21 protein-coding genes, 2 tRNA genes and 5 pseudogenes are annotated in these 20,672 nt (G+C 57.1%); 16 read left to right on the forward strand and 12 right to left on the reverse strand.

All coding sequences use genetic code 11. The features are described 5' to 3' along the window. Positions 1-302, reverse strand: a pseudogene (locus HMPREF9371_RS12795) (hypothetical protein); the annotation flags it as partial. Between the two features lie 29 nt (positions 303-331). Here HMPREF9371_RS12795 and HMPREF9371_RS08255 point away from each other — a divergent pair. After that, positions 332-1,006 (forward strand): replication initiation factor domain-containing protein, encoded by a 675-nt coding sequence (locus tag HMPREF9371_RS08255; protein WP_009119588.1) that lies wholly within the window; start codon positions 332-334, stop codon positions 1,004-1,006. Between the two features lie 332 nt (positions 1,007-1,338). On the opposite strand, the gene HMPREF9371_RS08260 is transcribed toward HMPREF9371_RS08255, so the two are convergent. After that, positions 1,339-1,432: transfer RNA gene (locus tag HMPREF9371_RS08260), tRNA-Ser, on the reverse strand. Between the two features lie 219 nt (positions 1,433-1,651). Between HMPREF9371_RS08260 and eno the strand changes: the two genes are divergently transcribed. Both eno and ftsB read left to right on the forward strand, forming a co-directional pair. Beyond that, positions 1,652-2,935 carry a phosphopyruvate hydratase gene (eno, locus tag HMPREF9371_RS08265; protein WP_009119589.1) on the forward strand — a complete coding sequence of 428 codons (1,284 nt, stop codon included), beginning with the start codon at positions 1,652-1,654 and terminating at the stop codon, positions 2,933-2,935. A 19-nt stretch (positions 2,936-2,954) separates the two neighbouring features. Next, positions 2,955-3,242: a cell division protein FtsB gene (ftsB, locus tag HMPREF9371_RS08270; RefSeq protein WP_009119590.1), complete on the forward strand. Its 288-nt coding sequence runs from the start codon at positions 2,955-2,957 to the stop codon at positions 3,240-3,242. Here the strand turns inward: ftsB and HMPREF9371_RS13570 are convergent. The 3 genes and pseudogenes from HMPREF9371_RS13570 to HMPREF9371_RS08275 form a co-directional block, all read right to left on the reverse strand. Beyond that, positions 3,206-3,526 (reverse strand): annotated as a pseudogene (locus HMPREF9371_RS13570) (tyrosine-type recombinase/integrase); the annotation flags it as partial. The gene ftsB and the pseudogene HMPREF9371_RS13570 sit on opposite strands and share 37 nt — an antisense overlap. After that, positions 3,527-3,607: pseudogene (locus tag HMPREF9371_RS14040) on the reverse strand (hypothetical protein); the annotation flags it as partial. Positions 3,608-3,794: 187 nt separating this feature from the next. Beyond that, positions 3,795-3,879, reverse strand: a tRNA-Leu gene (locus tag HMPREF9371_RS08275). Between the two features lie 292 nt (positions 3,880-4,171). Here HMPREF9371_RS08275 and HMPREF9371_RS08280 point away from each other — a divergent pair. The 3 genes from HMPREF9371_RS08280 to HMPREF9371_RS08290 all read left to right on the forward strand — a co-directional run bounded on the left by HMPREF9371_RS08280 (position 4,172) and on the right by HMPREF9371_RS08290 (position 6,627). Continuing rightward, positions 4,172-4,693, forward strand: coding sequence for an SCO family protein (locus HMPREF9371_RS08280; protein ID WP_232203092.1), 522 nt, complete (start codon positions 4,172-4,174; stop codon positions 4,691-4,693). 66 nt (positions 4,694-4,759) lie between these two features. Further along, complete coding sequence (gene hisG, locus HMPREF9371_RS08285) at positions 4,760-5,410, forward strand: ATP phosphoribosyltransferase (protein ID WP_009119594.1); 651 nt, start codon at positions 4,760-4,762, stop codon at positions 5,408-5,410. 23 nt (positions 5,411-5,433) lie between these two features. After that, complete coding sequence (locus tag HMPREF9371_RS08290) at positions 5,434-6,627, forward strand: NYN domain-containing protein (RefSeq protein ID WP_009119595.1); 1,194 nt, start codon at positions 5,434-5,436, stop codon at positions 6,625-6,627. A gap of 68 nt (positions 6,628-6,695) precedes the next feature. Here the strand turns inward: HMPREF9371_RS08290 and HMPREF9371_RS08295 are convergent, their stop codons facing one another. Beyond that, positions 6,696-7,034: a hypothetical protein gene (locus HMPREF9371_RS08295; RefSeq protein ID WP_009119596.1), complete on the reverse strand. Its 339-nt coding sequence runs from the start codon at positions 7,032-7,034 to the stop codon at positions 6,696-6,698. A gap of 118 nt (positions 7,035-7,152) precedes the next feature. Continuing rightward, entirely contained in the window at positions 7,153-7,320 is a 168-nt protein-coding gene (locus HMPREF9371_RS12585; protein WP_009119597.1) for a hypothetical protein, read from the reverse strand. Here HMPREF9371_RS12585 and hisD point away from each other — a divergent pair. Next, positions 7,319-8,617, forward strand: coding sequence for a histidinol dehydrogenase (gene hisD / locus HMPREF9371_RS08300; RefSeq protein WP_009119598.1), 1,299 nt, complete (start codon positions 7,319-7,321; stop codon positions 8,615-8,617). The genes HMPREF9371_RS12585 and hisD overlap by 2 nt on opposite strands. A 61-nt stretch (positions 8,618-8,678) precedes the next feature. Continuing rightward, positions 8,679-8,769: pseudogene (locus HMPREF9371_RS12805) on the forward strand (lipoprotein signal peptidase); the annotation flags it as partial. A 319-nt stretch (positions 8,770-9,088) separates the two neighbouring features. Here the strand turns inward: HMPREF9371_RS12805 and HMPREF9371_RS08305 are convergent. Then, entirely contained in the window at positions 9,089-10,174 is a 1,086-nt protein-coding gene (locus HMPREF9371_RS08305) for a metallophosphoesterase (RefSeq protein WP_009119600.1), read from the reverse strand. A gap of 122 nt (positions 10,175-10,296) precedes the next feature. Between HMPREF9371_RS08305 and HMPREF9371_RS08310 the strand changes: the two genes are divergently transcribed. The 3 genes and pseudogenes from HMPREF9371_RS08310 to HMPREF9371_RS14045 all read left to right on the forward strand — a co-directional run. After that, a complete protein-coding gene (locus tag HMPREF9371_RS08310) occupies positions 10,297-11,202 on the forward strand; it encodes a Dyp-type peroxidase (protein ID WP_040660391.1) in 906 nt (301 codons plus the stop codon). A gap of 19 nt (positions 11,203-11,221) precedes the next feature. Further along, complete coding sequence (locus HMPREF9371_RS08315) at positions 11,222-11,974, forward strand: TatD family hydrolase (RefSeq protein WP_009119602.1); 753 nt, start codon at positions 11,222-11,224, stop codon at positions 11,972-11,974. Positions 11,975-12,123: 149 nt separating this feature from the next. Beyond that, a pseudogene (locus HMPREF9371_RS14045) lies at positions 12,124-12,316 on the forward strand (hypothetical protein); the annotation flags it as partial. 17 nt (positions 12,317-12,333) lie between these two features. Here HMPREF9371_RS14045 and HMPREF9371_RS08320 read toward each other — a convergent pair. Beyond that, a complete protein-coding gene (locus tag HMPREF9371_RS08320) occupies positions 12,334-13,083 on the reverse strand; it encodes a UDP-2,3-diacylglucosamine diphosphatase (RefSeq protein WP_009119603.1) in 750 nt (249 codons plus the stop codon). A 28-nt stretch (positions 13,084-13,111) separates the two neighbouring features. Then, a complete protein-coding gene (locus HMPREF9371_RS08325; protein ID WP_009119604.1) occupies positions 13,112-13,465 on the reverse strand; it encodes an ArsC family reductase in 354 nt (117 codons plus the stop codon). A gap of 145 nt (positions 13,466-13,610) precedes the next feature. Between HMPREF9371_RS08325 and HMPREF9371_RS08330 the strand changes: the two genes are divergently transcribed. After that, complete coding sequence (locus HMPREF9371_RS08330) at positions 13,611-14,276, forward strand: hypothetical protein (RefSeq protein ID WP_040660393.1); 666 nt, start codon at positions 13,611-13,613, stop codon at positions 14,274-14,276. A gap of 99 nt (positions 14,277-14,375) precedes the next feature. On the opposite strand, the gene HMPREF9371_RS08335 is transcribed toward HMPREF9371_RS08330, so the two are convergent. Next, the gene (locus HMPREF9371_RS08335; protein ID WP_009119606.1) at positions 14,376-15,254 is read right to left on the reverse strand and encodes a PhnD/SsuA/transferrin family substrate-binding protein; all 879 of its coding nucleotides are present in this window, start codon (positions 15,252-15,254) and stop codon (positions 14,376-14,378) included. 166 nt (positions 15,255-15,420) lie between these two features. Further along, positions 15,421-16,041 carry an outer membrane lipoprotein periplasmic chaperone LolA gene (lolA, locus tag HMPREF9371_RS08340; protein WP_040661006.1) on the reverse strand — a complete coding sequence of 207 codons (621 nt, stop codon included), beginning with the start codon at positions 16,039-16,041 and terminating at the stop codon, positions 15,421-15,423. Between the two features lie 285 nt (positions 16,042-16,326). Between lolA and HMPREF9371_RS08345 the strand changes: the two genes are divergently transcribed. From HMPREF9371_RS08345 to HMPREF9371_RS08360, 4 genes are all read left to right on the forward strand, one after another. Continuing rightward, positions 16,327-17,142, forward strand: coding sequence for a ferritin-like domain-containing protein (locus tag HMPREF9371_RS08345; protein ID WP_009119608.1), 816 nt, complete (start codon positions 16,327-16,329; stop codon positions 17,140-17,142). Between the two features lie 32 nt (positions 17,143-17,174). Continuing rightward, positions 17,175-17,822 carry an HAD family hydrolase gene (locus tag HMPREF9371_RS08350; protein WP_009119609.1) on the forward strand — a complete coding sequence of 216 codons (648 nt, stop codon included), beginning with the start codon at positions 17,175-17,177 and terminating at the stop codon, positions 17,820-17,822. Between the two features lie 95 nt (positions 17,823-17,917). After that, positions 17,918-18,706, forward strand: a complete 789-nt coding sequence (locus HMPREF9371_RS08355) for a competence/damage-inducible protein A (protein WP_009119610.1) — start codon at positions 17,918-17,920, stop codon at positions 18,704-18,706. Between the two features lie 68 nt (positions 18,707-18,774). Then, positions 18,775-20,616, forward strand: coding sequence for an LTA synthase family protein (locus HMPREF9371_RS08360; protein WP_040660395.1), 1,842 nt, complete (start codon positions 18,775-18,777; stop codon positions 20,614-20,616). Positions 20,617-20,672: the final 56 nt, after the last annotated feature.

Genomic DNA, 20,672 nt, shown 5'->3' on the forward strand with positions numbered 1-20,672 from the left:
CCTTTCCAACCTAAACGTCTAAGATCAGATTTAACTTTATTATCTAACTGCAATGGATTTCTAATATCTCCAGTTCCTCCACTCCAATGCCATTCGTTATTATTGCTTATAGAAAAACGATGGATATGACCATTTTCATCTTGAGCATAACGAACTGCATTATTAGATGGAATAGGAACAGACTCTTTAAACAAATCTAAAGAGTTTCTCGGCTCCCTCCCTGCATTTGGCCTCCATCCGTTAGCACCTGGTGTATGTTTTGAATTGGACTTATAAACAACTTGAATCTCTTGATTTTCCAACCCCTTCAAGGTAACTGGGGTTGGTTCGGGTGTGGGAATATCCGCTCGGGCCGGCACAACACAAATACGGCCGTCTGCATATCGGCGGCCAGGCTGACACGATTTTGCTCGAGTTATATGGAGTGGACTGCTCGGCGGCAAAAACGGGCTGGGAGCGCAGGCTGTACGACTGGCTAACGGGTTTGGATCAGGTCAAAATCACCCGCTGTGATGTGGCTCACGACTTCTTTGACGGACAATATACGCCAAAGCAGGCTTATGCAGATTACCGCCACTGTCTGTACTGTAACGGCAAACAGCTGAAATGTGAGAAACGGGGAACGGCATGGGAGAGCGAAGACGGTAGCGGGAAAACCTTATATATCGGCTCCCGCTATGGCGCAAAATTGGCGAGGATTTACGAAAAAGGGCGTCAATTGGGTGACAAAGCCAGCCGGTGGGTTCGCTTCGAGGTTGAGTTTCGTGCTCATGACTACGAGATTCCCGCGGATATCCTCATCTATCCGGGTGAGTATCTGTGTGGTGCTTACCCTATCGGTGCTCGGTTGTTCAAAAACTCGGCCAAACGCAAAACCACAAAACAAGTCAGACAGGCATTGACTGTACAACGGGCGGCATACTTCTCGCCCGCCTATAGGCCGGGGCGTTTGTTCGTTACCAACATAATTTGGGGCGGACGGACGGAGAGATTGTTCGGATGCTGATTGCGCCGCCTGGCAAATATCCCAAGGGATTGCATCTGCTTGATGAGGATTGTACGGCGCATCCGACCCTATCGCCCCTGTGTAAGGTATGCCGGGGACAGGAAGATCAGAACCGGTGTCGGTTAGCTTATGGGCGGCAGCAGAGTCGTATTTGAAGTACCTGATTGGCTCTCTGCATGGTCTCTACTGATAAAGCCAACGGTCAGCGGTTTAGCGGAACACCGACGGGGCCGGTATGCGGGGAGTGTTTGGCATTAGGTACTCATTTAGGTACCAAACCCAGAGTTAATAAAAATAATACCCTGATAAATCAGGGTATTATTTAATTTATTTGGCGGAGTAAGAGGGATTCGAACCCTCGATGCAGGTTTTAGCCCACATGCACCCTTAGCAGGGGTGTGCCTTCAGCCTCTCAGCCATTACTCCAGCTTTCGAAAGGACGAACTATACCGAAAGCAATTTTCAGGGTCAAGCTTTTTTCTGAGGCGGGAGCGCATGAAGCGGGAGGCTTTTATTTCAGCAATGAATTTATTCTCGTTCCGGTGGAGGCTGGATTTCATGCTCTGGCTTTTCCGAGTATAATTACCAAGTTTTGGCGGCAGACAACGGTTTGCCGAACATGATCTCGATTATGGAGTGCGAAGCATGAGCGCAATTATTGATATTTTCGCCCGCGAAATCCTGGACTCTCGCGGCAACCCTACTGTGGAATGTGATGTTTTGCTGGAATCCGGCGTCATGGGCCGGGCTGCGGTGCCCAGCGGCGCTTCTACTGGCGAAAAAGAAGCCTTGGAGCTGCGCGACGGCGACAGTGGCCGCTATTTGGGCAAGGGGGTTTTGCAGGCGGTAGAAAATGTGAATAACGAAATTGCACAAGCCTTAATCGGCATTGATGCTTCCGAGCAAAGCCATATCGACCAAGTAATGATGGATCTCGACGGAACCGACAACAAAGGCCGTTTGGGTGCCAACGCCATGCTGGCCGTTTCCATGGCTGTGGCCCGCGCCGCTGCCGAAGATGCCGGCCTGCCGCTCTACCGCTATTTGGGTGGTGCCGGCCCGATGGCGATGCCGGTGCCGATGATGAACGTGATCAATGGCGGCGCTCATGCCAACAACAGCCTGGATATTCAAGAATTCATGATCATGCCGGTGGGTGCCGAAAGTTTCCGTGACGCACTGCGTTGCGGTGCGGAAATTTTCCACCACCTGAAAAAACTGTGCGACACCAAAGGCTATTCCACCACCGTAGGCGATGAAGGCGGTTTTGCACCCAATCTGGCCAGCCACGAAGACGCCATTAAATTGATTCTGGAAGCCGTGGCGGCCGCTGGTTATGTGGCGGGTAGCGACGTGGTGCTGGCTCTGGACTGCGCTTCCAGCGAATTCTACCAAGACGGCAAATACCACCTGAGTGCAGAAGGTTTGGCGCTGAGCAGCGCAGAATTTGCCGATTATTTGGCCAAACTGGTGAACGACTATCCCATCATCTCCATCGAAGACGGCATGAGCGAGCATGACTGGGAAGGCTGGAAACTGCTGACCGAACGATTGGGCGGCAAGGTGCAGCTGGTGGGTGACGATTTGTTTGTCACCAATCCCGCTATCTTGGCCGAAGGCATTGAGCAGGGTCTGGCCAACGCCCTGTTGGTCAAAGTGAATCAAATCGGTACGCTGAGCGAAACCCTGAAAGCCGTGGATTTGGCCAAGCGTCACCGCTATACCAGCGTGATGAGCCACCGTTCCGGCGAAACCGAAGACAGCACCATTGCCGATTTGGCTGTCGCTACCAATTGTATGCAGATCAAAACCGGCTCCCTCAGCCGTTCGGACCGGATGGCCAAATACAATCAGCTTTTGCGCATCGAAGAAGAGTTGGGTGAGGCCGCTTGGTATCCCGGCAAAAAAGCGTTTTATCAGCTGGGTTAAACCGTTTTAGGAATACGGTATGAAATGGGTAACGCTGGTTTTGCTGGCCGCCTTGCTTTGGCTGCAACAAGATTTATGGCTGTCTAAAGGCGGTTGGCGCGATATGTGGCGCTTAGAAGCAGAAGTGGAGGCACAAGGCCTTGCCAACGATGCATTGGTGGTTCGCAACCAAGCTTTGGCTGCCGAGGTGGAAGATTTACGCAACGGCCAAGACGCCATTGCCGAAATCGCCAGAACCGATCTAGGCTATGTGCAAAGCGGCGAAACCTTCTACCGCATCTTGCCGGCAGAGGCCGCAGCAGAATAAAACGGCTGATTTTCAGGTAGCCTGTGGCATACGGGCTGAGACCTTTGCAAAGGTCTCAGCCGGCACCGCCGCAGTGGCAGGTATTCGGTGCGACGGCAGGCGGCCCGCACTTTGTTTTGCTCCACATGGGCAAGCTACCGCTCGATCACATCGGGCGGGAAGCCGTTTTCATTCAGCACATCGGTTGCCAAGCTGCGGAAGCCGTGTGGGGTGGCGATACCGCTGTAACCCATACGCCCCATGGCATAGCTCAAGGTGTTTTCACTGTGCGGCTTGGCCGGGTCTTGGCCGTTGGCAAGCTGCTGTTTTGCCTTTTCACGCGCCGCCCTTGCTTCGGCAAGACCGATAGCGGGGTAAGTGCCAATTGATAAGGGGTGTTAGTAACAGCACGGAAATTTTACCAACAGAAAAAGGTAGATTCAATGAGACGGCGGTATACGGCATTAGACAACAAAGCAGACCGCTTTTGCTCTGAAACCCTTATCTGGCAAGAGTTTGGTAGACTGCCTTAGACGGCATTAGACAATAAAAAAACCGCTTTCGCGGTTGATGTGGTGCCCAGGGTCGGACTCGAACCGACACACCTTTCGGCGGGGGATTTTGAGTCCCCTGCGTCTACCAATTTCGCCACCTGGGCCGGTGATGAAGGTGCGCATTATAGCGGTTTTTTCCGCGTTGTAAAGCGGTTTGCTGGCGGGAAAATATTTCAATGCTTAAAGTAATGTTTTTTATAGAAACAAAATCGCCGACATGCAGCTTTAAGTTGCAATGCTATAATCGCACTTTCCATTAAGCCAATGGGCAGAACAATGAAGTTTCGGGCAAGGGCTCTGACGGCATCTTTATTCTTGCTGGCCGCCTGTTCGGACAGGCCGGCGGATGCGGTATCCGAGGCGTCGGCGCCGCAGGTTCGCTTTGAAGGCAGCGATGTGCGCGGGGAAAACTTGGGCGGCGATTTCCTGCTCACTGCGCACAACGGCCGCACCATACGTTTGAGCGATTATCGCGGCAAAGTATTGGTATTGGTGTTCGGCTTTACCCATTGTCCAGATGTTTGCCCTACCCATCTGTTGACCTATGCCCAAGCCATGGCCAAGCTGACGCCGGAAGAAGCGAAACAGGTGCAGCTGTTTTTCGTGTCGGTTGACCCCGCACGGGACCGGCCGGAGTTACTCGCCCAGTATGTGCCTGCTTTCCACCCCGACTTCATCGGCCTCACCACTGCCGACGGCAGCGAAGAAGCCGCGTTTGCGGTGATGAAGCAGTTTCGCGTCAGCGCCGCCAAGCAGGCACCGCGTGAAAACGGCTTTTATCTGGTGGACCACAGCACCGGCACGTTTCTGCTCGACCGCCAAGGCCGCGTGGCGGTATTGGAGCCATGGGGCAAAACCGCAGACCAACTGGCGCACGATTTGAAACTCTTGCTGGCCGAAGGCACCACCCAACCTTGATTCTGTTTTCAGGTAGCCCAATACAGGCTACCTGAAAACCGTGAACTTTCGATTGATTAATCTGTTATGACTGCCGCTTTAACCATTGCCTTATCCAAAGGCCGTATTTTCGACGATACCTTGCCGCTGCTGGCTGCCGCCGGCATTGTTCCGGCCGAAGACCCCGAAAAATCGCGCAAGCTGATTATCGACACCAACCATCCGCATATCCGTCTGGTGATTGTGCGGGCCAGCGACGTGCCCACCTATGTGCAATATGGCGCCGCCGATTTCGGCATTGCCGGTAAAGACGTGCTCACCGAACACGGCGGCAGCGGCCTCTATCAGCCGCTCGATTTGCAGATTGCCAAATGCCGCATGATGGTGGCCGTACGCCAAGGCTTCGACTACGCCGCCGCTTCCACGCCCGGCAGCCGCCTGCGGGTGGCCACCAAATACCCCAATATCGCCCAAGAACACTTTGCCCGCAAAGGCGTGCACGTGGACGTGATCAAACTTTACGGCTCCATGGAGCTCGCGCCCTTGGTCGGCCTGGCCGACGCCATTGTGGATTTGGTTTCCACCGGCAACACCCTCAAAGCCAACCATCTCGAAGCCGTGGAGCAAATTCACGATATTTCCAGCCGCTTGGTGGTCAACAAAGCCGCACTGAAACTCAAATACCATACCATCCAGCCGATTATCGACGCCTTCGCCCGCGCCGTGAACGGCCAATGACCCAGGCTACCTGAAAGGCACCCATGCAGAAAACCGACCAAGCCCGCCTCGCCGTATTGATTGACGCCGACAATGCTCCCGCCGACATCATCGACCGCCTGCTAGAAGAAATCGCCAAATACGGCATCGCCAGCGTCAAGCGCATCTACGGCGACTGGAGCAGCGGCCTCAACAAATGGAAAGCCGCGCTGCTCCCGCATGCCATCATTCCCGTGCAGCAGTTTGCCTATACCAAAGGCAAAAACGCCACCGATATGGCTTTGGTGATCGACGCCATGGACCTGCTCTACAGCGGCAACTTCGACGGCTTCTGCATCGTCTCCAGCGACAGCGACTTCACCCGTCTTGCCAGCCGCCTGCGCGAAAGCGGCCTCACCGTTTACGGCTTCGGCGAAAAGAAAACCCCCGAGGCCTTCCGCAAAGCCTGCGACAAATTCATCTTCACCGAAATCTTCCGCCCCGAAAAACAAACCCCCGCCAAACAGAAAAACCCGGCCAAACACACCAACAGCCATACTGCCGGCAGCGACAGCGACGTGGTCAAACTCATCAAGCGCGCGGTCAAAGAAAATGCCGACGACTTGGGCTGGGCCAATCTTGGCCCCATAGGCAGCTACATCAACAAAATCAATCCCGATTTCGACGCCCGCCTCTACGGCTACGGCAAATTGTCCGACCTCATCAAATCCCTGGATTTATTCGAACAGCGCACCGACAACAATCAGCTGCAAGTGCGCCGCCGCAAAAACGACGCGCCGCCCGCAGCCGACAGGCTACCTGAAAGCGTCGCCGCCTCGGATGCCCCTCAAGCAAGCGCGGAACTCACAGTCCCAGGCGAAAAAAGCAAAAAACGGCCGCCCCACAACCGCGCGGCAGGCGATACATCCGCACCGCCCGCTCAGGAAGCGCCGCCAACAGCCGACAAACCCGCTGCGGCCAAAATGGCCAAACCCTCTTTCAGCAAACTGATTCCGCTGGTGCAACAGGCCGTGGACCAAGCCGCCGATGCCGAAGGCTGGGCGCGCCTGAGCGACGTGCTGAAACAGCTCGCCCCGAAAATCAACCCGCACAGCTACGGCTTTGATACCGACCGTGCTTTGGTTCACGCCATTTACAGCGATTGGTTGGAAATCAAAAAAGCCGGCCGCGGCGAACGCATCCGCGTAAACAAACGCTTTGTGAGCAAAGACGGCAGCCATCCTCCGCCTGCCGTTTGAACATGCCGTAAAAAAAGCTTTCAGGTAGCCTAAGGCTACCTGAAAGCTTTTTCATACCGTGGCCGGATTTATTTCACGATTTCCACCGGGCCGTGGTCGTCGCAATGATCGCCGTGCTGATGATGCAGGCGGCCGTTCACAATGTAATCAATATGGTCGCCGTGCGGCACCGCTTCGTGCCCGCAACCTTCGCCGTGAATATGGTCGCCGCACTGATGGGCATGGTTGCAGGCATCGGGATTGGTTTCGTTTACATCCAGCACGTGTTCGTCATAATGGCCGTTGTGCTCGTGGTGCAGATGGCCGTCGTGCAGATAGTCCACATGATCGCCGTGTTTGATGGCCGTATGGCCGCAACCGGCGCCGTGGACATGATCGTGGTTTTCGTGGGTATGGCAGTTGCTCATGGCAGGCTCCTTGTGCTTGTGTGTGGAATAGGCAACTACCATACAGGCGCGGTGATTTTATGTCAATAAGTTTTTGATTTATATCTGAATTTGATTTAATATAGCATAACAATCCACATCATTTGACTGTGTGATTGCGTTTGCCGTCATGGCACAAAAACGGCATAATTTCCTGCTTAACGATGTCGCTGCCGGTAATGCGGAAAAATTTTGAAAATCCTTGATGGCCAAAATTCTTGCTGCCGATTCCTCTTTGCTTTATCACCCAAACCGATTGAATACTCATGAAACACCTCACCACCCAATCCGCCGACTTTCAAGCCGAACTGCAAGCCCTGCTGGCTTTTGAAACCGCACAAGACCCGAAAATCGACCAAATCGTGGCCGATATTTGTGCCGATGTGCAACAACGCGGCGACGCCGCCGTGGTGGAATACACCAACCGTTTTGACGGAACCTCCGCCGCCAGCATGGTGGAACTCACTTTGCAGCAAAACGATTTGAAAGCAGCATTTGAAAGATTGCCACAAGACGTTCAGGTAGCCCTGACCACCGCAGCCGCCCGTGTAGAAAGCTATCATCAGCATCAGAAAATGAGTTCGTGGCAATACACCGACGAAGACGGCACCCTGCTCGGCCAGCAAATCACCCCGCTCGACCGCGTCGGCATCTATGTGCCCGGCGGCAAAGCGGCTTACCCCAGCTCGGTCATCATGAACGCCATGCCCGCTCATGTGGCCGGCGTGCCGGAAATCATCATGGTGGTGCCCACACCCAAAGGCGAGCGTAACGACATTGTGCTGGCCGCCGCATTCGTGGCCGGCGTTACCAAAGTATTCACCATCGGCGGCGCACAAGCAGTGGCCGCCTTGGCTTACGGCACCGAAACCGTGCCGCAGGTGGATAAAATCACCGGCCCCGGCAACGCCTTCGTGGCCGCCGCCAAACGCCGTGTGTTCGGCGTGGTGGGCATCGATATGGTGGCCGGGCCGTCTGAAATTCTGGTGATTGCCGACGGCAGCACGCCGCCGGAGTGGGTGGCGATGGATTTGTTCAGCCAAGCCGAGCACGACGAAATCGCCCAAGCGATTTTGATTGCCACCGATGCAGGCTACCTGAAAGCCGTTGAAGCGGCGATGGAGAGATTGATCGAAGAGATGCCGCGCCGCGCCATTATCGAAGCCTCGCTAAACAACCGCGGCGCCATGATTTTGGCCAAAGATTTAGACGAAGCCTGCGAGATTGCCAACTATATCGCGCCGGAGCATTTGGAACTGTCGGTAGAAAACGCACAACAATGGTCGGCCAAAATCCGTCATGCCGGCGCCATCTTCATGGGCCGCTACACCAGCGAAAGCCTGGGCGACTACTGCGCCGGCCCCAATCATGTGCTGCCCACCAGCCGCACGGCACGTTTTTCCTCTCCGTTGGGCACTTACGACTTCCAAAAACGCAGCAGCCTGATTCAGGTTTCCGAACAAGGCGCACAGAAGTTAGGCAAAATCGCCAGCGTCTTGGCGCATGGCGAAAGATTGACCGCGCACGCCCGTGCGGCGGAGCTCCGCTTGGCAGAAAAAGAGTGAAGCGGAGCTTGGTAATTCTGGGGAGACCTAGCTTTGATTGGTTTCACATAGATTGAGACCTTTGCAAAACCCCCATCTGCGGCGCATTTCCGCGTTGTGCGCTGGCACGCCTGGAACTGCATCCACATCTGGAGGTTTTGCAAAGGTCTCAGATTCCCAATTGTGATGCCGCTTGGCGATCAGAGGCATACGATTTGTTGCAACAGTTTCTGAGCCGTCCTCTGAACCCTATTGGGCGTTCCGGTCACGATAAGTGGCAAAGCAGATTATCCTTAACATGCCGTTAGCTCAACTTTTGTGATGCTACTTTCCACAAAAGCTCGCCGAAAGGCGTGCTTTTTTGCGTCAGGCTGAAACTTTTACAAAACCTCCAGATGTGGATGCAGTTCCAGGCGTGCCAGCGCACAACGCAGAAATCGCTGCAGATGGGGGCGCAAAGGTCTCAGGCTACCTGAAAAGCGGCGGCGTATGTTAAAGGCCGACCACATCGATGATCATCACTTCCGATTGCGAGCCCAGGCGGAAAGGCACGCCCCAAAAGCCGTAACCGGAAGTGACGAAGTAATGGCCCAAGCCGCGCTGTTGGTAGCCGTAAGACAAATCATAAATCCAATCGACAATAAAATTGGAGGGGAACACCTGCCCTTTATGCACATGGCCGGAAACTTGGATGTCGATGGGCAGGGCTTGGTGCAAACGGATTTCGGTGGGCCGGTGGTCAAGCAGGAAAACCGGCTCGCGGGTATCTACCGAATCCAGCAGCTCGGCCGTGCTTTTGCGCTGCCGGTCGAGATCGTCGGGACGGCCCACCAGCCAAAAACCGGCATCCAAACGGACCACGTCGTCGTTCAGCACCCGGATGCCGGCCGCTTCCAGTTCGGCACGGATGGCGTCTTGATGGCCGAACAGATCGTGGTTGCCCAAGGTGGCATACACGCCGAGGGGCGCGCGCAGTTGTTGCAGATGACGTTGCATATTTTCCGAGCGGTAAGCGCGGGTGTCGTCGTCCATCAAATCACCGGGCAGCAGGATGATGTCCACCTGTTCCCGCTGCATGATGGCGCTGAGGCGGTCGAGCTGGCGGGCGCCGAACAGTACGCCCAAGTGGGTGTCGCTGGCCAGACCGATGCGGACGGGACGGGGCAAGGGTTTGTCGATGGCCACCCGGTAATGGTGCACCACCGGCGTATAGGCGTTGTAAACGGAAATGCCCAACAGGAACATGAACAAAGCGGCCGCCAGCGGGCGCAGCAGGCTGCCCAAACGGGCGGGCGCAATGCGCCGCCGCAACAGCAGGTGCAACAGCCAAACGGCGGAGACAGTGAGCACGCCGTACCACAGCAGCACCATCCAGCCGGCGCTCAAACGGAAAACACCGGGCCAAACGCGCAACAGCGACAACAGCAACAGGCCGTTGCCGATGCCGAACACCAGCCAGCGGATTTTACGGCGGGCAGCGGGTTTCAGGTAGCCTTGCAGCAGCCAGAACAGCCCGCGGCTGCACAGCCAGCTGAACAATTGGAGCAAAAGAATGGCGATCAGCAGGAAATAAAGCACGATGGTGTTTGCCCGAGATGATAAAAAGCGGCATTCTAACACCGTCAGCGGTTCTTCGAGAGCGGTTGGCCAGGGTTTACGGTTATAATGGCGCCAGAAAAATGCCACTCAGGAGATTACCGATGACCACCCCGCAAACCGCCATCATTCCCGACCACTGCCGCGCCGCCATTTTTATGGAAGCCGATACACAGGCCGCGCCCGCCGAGCTGGCTGAAGCCTGCCGCCGGAGTTTGGCGGCTTTGTCCGATCTGCAGACACAGTATCCCGATGCCTGCTTGGGCTTGACCATCGGTTTCGGTGCCGATTGCTGGCAAGCTTTTGGCCACACGGAAGAGGGAAAAGACATCAAGCCCTTCCGCGCTTTGGGCGGCGGTTTGGCGCCGGCCACCCAGCACGATATCCTGTTTCACATCCAATCTTTGCGCCCCGACGTGAATTTCTCGCTCGGCCAGGCCGTGCTGGAAGCCTTTGAGGGACTGCTCACCGTAGCCAGCGAAAACCACGGTTTCCGTTGGGTAGAAGAGCGCGGCTTGGAAGGCTTTGTGGACGGCACGGAAAACCCGCAAGGCGAAGAAAACATCCGTCAGGTAGGCGTCATCGGCGGCGATGCCCCCGATGCGGGCGGCAGCTATGTGCTGCTGCAGAAATACTGCCACGATTTGAAGAAATGGAACCGCTTGAGCGTGCCGGAACAGGAACAATGCATCGGCCGCAGCAAAGCGGACAACATCGAGTTTGCCCGCAGCGACCGCTTGCCCGACTCGCACCTCAACCGAACCAATCTGAAAGAAGACGGCGTCGGGCTGAAAATCGTCCGCCGCAGCCTGCCCTACGGCACGGTAAGCGGAGAACACGGCCTGATGTTCATCGCTTATTGCGCCCGCTTGTGGAACATCGAAGCACAACTCTTGAGCATGTTCGGCGAGAGCGACGGCAAAACCGATTTACTGCTGACGCATGTGACGGCCGCAGTTTCCGGCGCCTACTATTACGCACCCTCTGTGGAGCGGCTCAACAGCCTGTAAACCGGTTTTCAGGTAGCCCATGCTCACCGACAGCCATTGCCATTTGGCCGACTCCGCATTCGGCGGGCGCACCGATGCCGTGCTGGCGCAAGCCCGTGCGGCAGGAGTCGCCCGTTTTTTGGTGCCAGCGGCCCGTGAATCGGATTTTGCCGCAGTGGCGGCACTGCACCGCCCGCCGCAGATTTACGCTGCCTTGGGCGTGCACCCCTGGTATGCCGGCGAATGGCACACCGAAACCAGCGAGCGTTTGGCCGCTGCCTTGCAGGCGCAGCCGGAAATGTGGGTGGGAGAAATCGGTTTGGATTACCACCCCCGACACCGCGCAAACGCGGCCTTGCAGTTGGCGGTTTTCCGGGAACAATTGGCGCTGGCCTCACGCTTGGAACGACCGGTGGTGCTGCACAATTTAAAAGCAATGTCAGATTTGACGGCGGAGCTGAAGCGGCAGCGCTTTGCAGCGGGCGGAATTGCGCATGCGTTTTCAGGTAGCCTGGAGGAAGCGCAGCTGCTGATCCGCTGCGGCCTGCTCATCGGCATCGGCACGCTGGTATTGAATCCGCATGCCCGCAGAGCCCGCGAGGCGGCAGCCAAGCTGCCCTTGGAATATTTGGTGTTGGAAACCGACAGCCCTTTTATGCTACCGCCGGGAGAAGAAAGCAACACGCCGGCCAATGTTGCACGGGTGGCCGATGTGGTGGCGGCTTTGCGCGGCATCAGCCGGGAAACCGTGGCCGCGGCCACCGAGGCGAACATCGGGCGTTTGTTGGGATAATGAGCTTGGTTTGGTCACGCGGTCGTGTATTGCTGGGCCGGAGTCTTGGTTTCGGTATCAGCAGGCTGCTGTGGCATTGACCCATGAAGCGCATTCAGGTGGGCCAACGCTGAATCGGCGTGGCTTATGGACACTTGTATATTTAAGATATGCCGAGACCTTTGCAACACCCCCATCTGCGGCGCATTTCTGCGTTGTGCGTTTATGCCCTATGGGTACTGCTCGCTCGCTTAGCCTTGTAGATGATATGTCTTTCCCACGGGGATTCCTGCGTTCACGCTCGCTGCGCTGCTACGCCTGGAACGGCATCCACATCTGGAGGTTTTGCAAAAGTCTCGTGCCGTATCAATATTCGCATTTCAGGAGGCAAAGCACTCAGGCAGCCGTAAGGTTTCGGCACGTACACCGTTGGGGGACACCAGAAGGCAGCCGCCTTCGCTGCCATACCAATCTTGCAGTACGTAACGGGTAAAACTGCGGCCGTCGGGCAAAGTATGGTTGTGGACGGCCGGGCGGTGGGTGTGGCCGTGGATCAAGTCGGCGGCGGGGTAGTGCTGCATCAGGGCGGCGATGCCTTCCGGTGTGGCATCTGACATTTCGCTTTTGCCGTTTTTGGCTTTGCCCAGCTCGCTCATTTGGCGTATTTGCGCAGCCAACAAGCGGCGCTCGGCCAAGGGTTTGCCTAAGACGGCGGCTTGCCAGGCAGGATGGCGCGATTGGGCGCGAAACTGCATATAGGGCAGGTCGGCGGTACACAATTCGTCGCCGTGGGCGATGACGTAAGGGCGTCCGTAGAGGGTAATCAGGCTGTGTTCGGGCAGCAGCTGGATACCGCTGCGGCGGGCGAAGTCGGCGCCGAGCAGAAAGTCGCGGTTGCCGTGGACGAAATAGGCGGGCGTGTGCCGGGTAAATTCGGCCAAGTGTTCGGCGATGCGGACGGCAAAGGGAGCGTCATCGTCGTCGCCGATCCAGGCATCGAAGAAGTCGCCGAGGATATAAAGCGCGTCGGTTTTCCCTTGCCAGCGCCGGAGGTGGTGCAGAAACAGCTCGTTCAGCTCGGGATGCTCGGCAGACAGGTGCAGGTCGGCGATAAAAACGGTTTGGTTCATGTGGCGTGCTGGTTTTTAGAGTGAAAGGCTACCTGAAAGCAAACAGGCTTTGATAATGTTCGGCTTGGAAGCCGACGCTGACGCGGTTTTGGCTGACCAATACCGGCCGTTTGATGACGGAGGGATGAGCCTGCATCAAGGCGATGGCGCCGGAGAGGGTGTTGGCGGCGACTTTTTCTTCATCACTCAGTTTGCGCCAAGTGGTGCCTTTGCGGTTGAGCAAAACATCGGCTCCAGCTTCGTCCAGCCATTGTTGCAGCAGCTTTTCATCGGGCGGATCGGTTTTGAAATTGACGAAAGTGTAGGCTTGTTGATGCTCGTCAAGCCAGCTGCGGGCTTTTTTGACGGTGGCGCAGTTGGGGATGCCGTAAAGCGTAATCATTTTGTGTATAATCCTTAACGGGATGGCAGAGGATGAAACGGGCGCTATTGTACGGGTTGCCTGTTTTATTGTCATGATGCCGCACGGTCGGTTGAATGAATCGGTTGTGCACAACCTGTATTTGAGGCGATTGGAAGGAGTCGATATGAAAAAATTTTGGGCCGCCGGCCTGATCGGCATGAGCGTATTGTTGGCCGGTTGCGGCAACAGCCATGAGGCCGGTAAAAGCCAGTTTAAAAATGCCATTGAGCGTTACAGCAAAAACAGCGGGGTTTGTCTGCCTTTGGCTTTGAACGTGAGCAGCCAAGATGTTCACGACGGTCATGTGGTCGGCCGTCAAATCATGCTGGGCATGGACCGGATTGTGTTGGAAACCCGTAATCTTCATGGTGACCGTTTGAACGAAACCGCATTGAAGCAGATGAAAATTTTGGAAGACGAAGGTTTCTACCAAAAAGACAAAAACAGCGCGGAAAATGAAGCCGTGTTCAATATTACCGCCAAAGGTCAGGCGCAAACCCGCCCCGGTGCGCACGGCCCCTTGTTCTGCATCGGCAAACAGCGCATCGAAAATGTGCTGTATTACACCGAGCCGGCCACCAACGCGGTGGGTTTGACCGTTTCCCAAGTGGTGTATGAAGCAGACGTGAATTTGGAAAGTTGGGCCGACCGCCTGTTGAGCCGCGGCAGTGCCGACTGGAAAGACAGCCTGCACACCCGCCGTACCGAGCAGGCCACCATGGTGAAAACCAACGACGGCTGGCGCGATTTGCGCGAATTGCCGCGCCCCGATCTGCCGCTGCCGCAATAATCGGCGGCAGGTTCGCCACCGCTTTGCCGGCGGAGGGATGAAAGAAACGGCCGGAACCTTTATTGGGTTCCGGCCGTTTGCTGTGGGCAGGATTGGGCGTTATGCCGTTTTGTCGGTTTCAGCCGTTTCTTTGCCGGAGTTGTCGGCAGTTTCGGCGGTATTTTCGGCCGGGGTGTCTGCTGCGGCTTCAGCTGCTTGATCAGCCTGTTCGCCGGCTGGGGGAGTGGTTTCAAGCATCCAAGCCGTCATGGCTTCGGCCTCTTCTGCGGTAAAAGTAGCAAAGCCTTCGGGCATATCGAGCGACTCCAAAATCAGCGCGGCGGCCGGTTTGTCTGCCATGCCGCAGAAAGCCTGCTGCAGGGTGTCTTGCAGATCGGCGTGTTTGGGATGCAGCACAAATAAGTGGGAGACATTGCCCAATTGGCTTTCTTGCAGCACGCGCAGGTTGTCGCGGGTGTGTTTGGAGAGATGGTGGTAAATGTCGGCGGTGAAGAAGCCGGCTTGGGCTTCGCCTTTAAGCAGGGCGGAGGCCACCAAGGAAAGAGAATCGGCTTCGCTCAGGCGGATGCCTTCGGTGTTGAGGCAGGATTCCCGCAGCAGACGCAGGCCGATGTGGTGGATGTCTTGGTTGGGACGGCTTTGGATCAGGGCGTCTGTAGGCAGTTCGCACAAGCTTTGGTAAGGCGAATCGGCCGCCACCGCCACCAATACTTCGTCGTAGCGGTTGATTGGGCGCACCAGCGGCAGCCAGCCTTGCTCGCGGATGAGGCGGGCGGCCAAAAAGGCATTGGCATACAGCAAGCCGATATTGCCTTCGGCCAGCAGGGTGTTCATTTCGGAGTGGGCGGCGGGCAGCTCCAGGGAGAGGGTGCAGCCGCTTTCGCGTTGGAGGTGGCTGCTGAGCAGATACCAGTGGCTGAAGTGGTCGGGCAGATAATCGGGCGCGATCAGAAAGGGGATGGATGATTTGTCAGGCATGGTTTTCCCGGCTTGATGAATAATGTGTGTGGCGTACGTTATATCTAAAGCAGCTAGAGAATGCAAGTGGCGAACCGCTTGTTTTGCAGAGTAAAACAGGCTACCTGAAAGCGGCGGTTCCGTTGGATGCCGTGTTCAGGTAGCCTGTTTGGCCGGCCGGTGCGGATTATTGGCTGATGACGTCCACCCCTTGCGGCGGGGTGAAGCGGAAATGGTTGCGCGAGAGATTCGGGCGGGTGTTGAGGTTGGAGAAGCGGATGGTGGTTTGGTTGCCGAAGCTGTCTTTCAGGCGCATTTCGGCCAGTGCGTCGCCTTTGAAGCCGATGCGGATGTATTGGTAGCCGGCATTGGAGCGCTTGGGGGTGGCCAATACGTAGTCGATGCCGCCGGCCGAGCCGTCTTCTTTCAAAGTGTAGCTGGCTTCCAGTGCGTCTTTGTTCGACAAAATGGCGGCCGGGCTGTCGCCGATGGCTTGGTTTTGTGCGGTTTTGGTGATTTGGGCCAAGTCGATGTCGTACAGCCAGATGTGTTGGCCGTCGCCGACGATGGTTTGTTTGTAGGGCTGGTTGTATTCCCATTTGAACAGGCCGGGGCGCAGAATGCTGAAACTGCCGCGTGCGCTTTGTGTTTTGTTGCGGCTCTGTACGCTTTGGCTGAAGCTGCCGCTGATGCCGTCGGTGTCGGCGTTGAACTTTTGCAGCGCTTCAATGCCGCCGGCTTGGGCGAGGGAGAGGCTGCCGGATAATACGGCGGCGGCGGCCAGTTTGATGAGCCATTTATTTTTCATCGGTTTGCCTTTGCTGGTGTCGGAAACAATGCGGCGCATTGTACCACCCTGCCGTACGGCGGCCAGCGGGGTGGCGGAATGTAAAGAAAACGGGCGTCGGTTTTTTTCAGCAAGCGCAAGCGCTTAGTTTGAAAAAACGGTTGCACTTTTACCCCGATTTAATCTGCCGGCCGATAAATGCTGGTGCCTGTGAGGCCGGATGCGGACAGACAGTGCGGTTTTCAGGTAGCCTCAGGGGGAGAGACGGCTGCGCGGCTTGCGGCTGCTGCTATATAATCCGCCCCCATGCAAGCCGTTTCTTATGCCGATATCGAGGCCGCCCTGTTAAGTAGCGAGCCGGAAGACAAAGCCGCCCGCGCGATGGCGCTTTACGACCGTGCCCGCGCGGCAGGTGTGGAGGCCTCTGTGCCTTTGCCGCATGATTTGAGGCGGGCAGGTTGTCCGCCACGCCCCGAGTTGGTGCCGCCCGAAGCGGTGACTACCCGCAAAATGACCACGCCCGAAGGTTATGCCGCATTATTGCATTCGGTGTGCCACATTGAGTTCAACGCCATCAATTTGGCTTTGGACGCCGCTTGGCGCTTTCGTTCGCTGCCGCCTGCATTTACTTTGGATTGGCTTCAGGTGGCCTCCGAAGAAGCCCTGCATTTCCGCCTGATGCGCCAACGCTTGCAGGCGCACGGTTTTGATTACGGCAGCTTCCCCGCCCACGGGCATTTGTGGGAAATGGCCGACAAAACCGCGTACGATCCTTTGCTGCGCATGGCGTTGGTGCCGCGCGTGCTGGAAGCGCGCGGTTTGGACGTCACCCCCGCCATCCGCGCCAAAATCGAGCAGAAGGGCGATGCCGAAACCTGCGCCGTGCTCGACATTATCTACCGCGACGAAGTGGGCCATGTGGCGGTGGGCAACCGCTGGTATGCCTATTTGTGCGCGCAGCGCGGTTTGGAGCCGGTTGCCCTGTTCCGCCGCCTGCTGCAACGCTACGACCTGTTTATTTTCCGTGGCTATGTGAACCTCGAAGCCCGGCAGCAGGCCGGTTTCAGCGAATTCGAGCTGGCCATGCTGGAAAGTTTCGAGCGCGACCGCAAGGCTACCTGAAAACAAATTGGATTGAAAAACAAGGAACCCAGATGATTCAAGCCGTATTGTTCGACCTCGACGGCACTTTGGCCGACACCGCCCTCGATTTGGGCGGCGCACTCAACCGCCTGTTGGCCAAAAAAGGTCTGCCCGCCATGCCGATGAGCGCCATCCGGCCGATTGCCAGCCACGGCGCCAACGGCCTGATCCGCCTCGGCGCCGGCATCACTCTCGACCACCCCGAACATCCGCAGTGGCGCCGTGCCTATTTGGATGAATATGAGCAATGCTTCTGCCAAGACACCGTGCTGTTCGGCGGCATCAACGACATGATCGAAGGCCTACACCGTAAAGGCCTGGCGTGGGGCATCATCACCAACAAACCGCATACCTTCACCCACCGCCTGGTGCCCACTCTCGGCTTCAGCATTCCGCCCGCCGTGGTGGTGAGCGGCGACACCTGCGCCGCGCCCAAGCCCAGCGTGCTGCCGATGCAGCACGCCTGCGACCAAATCGGCATTGCGCCGCAGCACTGCCTGTATGTGGGCGACGCCGAGCGCGATATGCAGGCCGGCCGTGATGCCGGCATGACCACGGTATTGGTCAACTGGGGCTATATCGCCGCCGACGATGCGGTGGATACCTGGCCGGCCGATTACCGCGTGGACCAACCGGCCGATATTTTGAACTTGGTTTGAGCGCCGCACGGGCTACCTGAAAACAGACAACGCTGTTCAGGTAGCCCGAATCCGGCCGGCTTGCTGTGCCGGCATTTTGAATGTAAGGAACTTATATGTCTTTCGGTCTGATCATCATCGGCGACGAAATCCTGCATGGCGGCCGTATCGACCGGCATTTCGCTTTTTTCAAACAAGCGCTTGAGCAACGCGGCCTGCAACTGGCTTGGGTGCAGTATCTGCCCGACGAACGCCCTTTATTGGTGCGCAAACTGGCGCAGAGTTTTGCCGAGGGCCTGCCGGTATTCGTGACCGGCGGCATCGGCGGCACGCCCGACGACCATACCCGCCAGGCCGCCGCCGAAGCGCTGGGCCTGCCGATTGAGCGCCATGCCGAAGCGGCGGCGTTGATTGAGGGCGTGTCCTTGCAGCGCGGCGACGCTTTGGACAGCGAAGCGCACCAAATCCGCCTGCGCATGGCCGACTTTCCGCAAGGCAGCGCCTTGGTGCCCAACCCCTACAACCGGATTGCCGGTTTCGCCATCCGCGAGCATTACTTTCTGCCCGGCTTCCCGGTGATGGCACACCCGATGGCCGAATGGGTATTGGACACGCTGTATCCGCAGCTGCACCACCAAGCCCGCCGCAGCCAGCGCGGCGTGCGTCTTTACGGCTTGCCGGAGTCGGCCATTACCGAGCTGATGGAGCAAATTGAGCAACAGCACGCCGGCATCCGCACCTTCAGCCTGCCCACACTGGCCGCCGAAGGCGAACGCTATTGCATTCTGTTCGGCCTCAAAGCCGAAGGTGCCGATGCCTGCGCCAAATTGCCTGTGGTGTGGGCCGACACTTTGGCGGCGCTGGCCGATTTGGGCGCGGAGATTGGCGAAGAACAGGCTGTCTGAAGAGCCTTTCAGGTAGCCTGTGTGCTGCTGGCAAATTAAAGATGAACGAATCGAGAAAGTAATCGGCGATGTGGTCCCTTCCTTTACGCATGATATGGTTTGCCTTGGCGGCTTTTGTTTTATTGCGCTTGGGCTTGTTGTGGGCGTATCCCGAACATTTTGCCGATTTGTCCCTTTGGCAAAAGGCCGGAGCGTTTGCCCAAGGCCTGCGCTTTGACGGCCAGTTGGCGGTATTGGCGTTTGCGCCGTTTTTATTGCTGTTGATGATTCCGTGGCCGCGTTTGCAGCGGCGCGGCTTCCGCAAAACGGTGTCTTGGCTGGCGGCGGCGGTGTTGGCCGTATTATTGGGCATCGGGGTGGCCGATTTGGCCTACTTCGGCGAAGTGGGCCGCCATCTGGGCGGAGAGTTGTTTAATCTGGGCGGCGACTGGGGTTTTGTGTGGCAGGCGGCGGTTTCTTCCCGTTTGGATCTCACTTTGGGCGGACTGATCATGCTGTTGCTGGCGGGCTGGCTGTGGCAGCGTTTGGTGGCCGGCAAAGCAGTGGCTTGGAACGGAACATGGCAGCGCGGCGCGGTGCAATCATGTCTATTGCTGGTGTGTTTGGTGTTGGCGGCGAGGGGGACTTTGGGGGGCGGCAAGCCCTTGAGTACCATTGACGCATTCAAAGGCCAAACGCTGGCGCAAGCCAATTTGGCGATCAACGGGCCGCTGGCTGCGCTGAAAGCCGGTGACCAACAGGCCGCTCCTTTGGATCTGCTGTCTGCCGAAGAGATGGCGGCGGTGGCGCACACCCAGCCGGCACAGCCCTTTCTTTACCGGCCTGCGTCCAACGCGCCCAGCGGTAAAAACGTGGTGTTTATTTTGTTGGAAAGCTGGAGCAGCCGCTACATCGACGGTTTGGCCGGCAGTGCCTATGGCGCCACGCCTTATCTGGACAGCCTGATTCCGCGTGCTCAAGTATGGGATCGTTTTTATGCCGCCGGCCAGCGCAGCATTGTCGGTATCCAGGCGGCGCTCACCGCCGTGCCGGCGCTGCCCGGTCAGCCGAATCTCGGTTTCGGTTTGGAAGTCAACCGCATGAGCCGTATCGCCGCCTTGGCCGACGCACACGGCTACCGAACCCTGATGGCGCAGTCGTCTAAGCGCCGCTCCTTCTACATGGACGGCATCGCCCATGCGCTCGGCTTCCGCGAATATTACGGGATGGAAGACGTGCCGCTTTTGCGCAGTTATGCCGAGCAGGCGCCGTATGGCTGGGATTACGACACCCTGCAGTTTGTCGGCCGCAAGCTCAGCGAAGGCCGGCAGCCGTTTTTTGCTTTTGTGTTTACCGGCACTACCCACGAACCGTTTGCCGACCCCGGCCGCGAATTTCATCTGGCGCCCCACCAATCCAGCGGCGAACAGGGTTTTCTGAATACCTTGCGTTATAGCGATTGGGCTTTGCAAGAATTTATGGCGTATGCCGAACAGCAGAGTTGGTACCGCAACACCGTATTTGTGATCAGTGCCGACCACACCCTCAATGCGGGCCCGGGCGGCCAAGGTGCGGAAGCCTTCCATATTCCGCTGTTGATTTTCGCGCCCGACGGCAGTTTGCCGCCGCAGCGCCACAGCCGCTTGGCCAGCCAATACGATTTATTGCCTACCTTCATCGACCTATTGGGCTGGAATGAGCCCGTGTCCGCCTTCGGCCACAGCCTGCTGCGGCCCGATTCGCAACAACCGCTGATGATGACCAAGGGCGACATCAGCGTGATGCTGGCCGAAGGGGCCTACGCCGAGTTCAACCGCCGCCACCTGCTCACCGAAGAAGGCGGCGATGCCGCGCCTCAACGGCGTTTACTGCAATGGCGTATGCAGACGGCAGACACTCTGCTGAGGCAAAACCGTTGGGCGGAAGAGTGAGGTATGCTTGTGCGCCGGCAGGCTACCTGAAACCTGTTTTCAGGTAGCCCGATGCG

Origin of the sequence: Neisseria shayeganii 871, from assembly GCF_000226875.1 — a bacterium.
Lineage (GTDB): Bacteria > Pseudomonadota > Gammaproteobacteria > Burkholderiales > Neisseriaceae > Eikenella > Eikenella shayeganii.